The 290-nt window shown below is 70.0% G+C and carries 1 protein-coding gene; it reads left to right on the plus strand.

Translation table 11 applies throughout. From position 1 onward, the window contains the following. Window positions 1-290, plus strand: a 290-nt coding sequence (locus tag IH48_RS34105) for an SDR family NAD(P)-dependent oxidoreductase (RefSeq protein WP_037844313.1), incomplete at both ends; no start/stop codon positions are given.

Genomic DNA, 290 nt, shown 5'->3' on the forward strand with positions numbered 1-290 from the left:
CATCCTCATCACCGGCGGCACCGGCACCCTCGGCAGCCTCCTCGCCCACCACCTCGCCGACCAAGGCCACACCCACCTACACCTCACCAGCCGAAGCGGCCCCAAAGCCCAAGGCGCCAAGCAACTCCACCAAGACCTCACCGCCCTCGGTGCAAACGTCACCATCACCGCCTGCGACACCGCCGACGCCGACCAACTCGCCGACCTCCTCGCCGCCATCCCGGACGAGCACCCCTTGACCGCCGTCATCCACACCGCCGGCGTCCTCCAGGACGCCACGCTGCCCAACC

The organism is Streptomyces sp. NRRL F-5126 (assembly GCF_000721265.1).
In the GTDB taxonomy this organism is placed as follows: Bacteria; Actinomycetota; Actinomycetes; order Streptomycetales; family Streptomycetaceae; genus Streptomyces.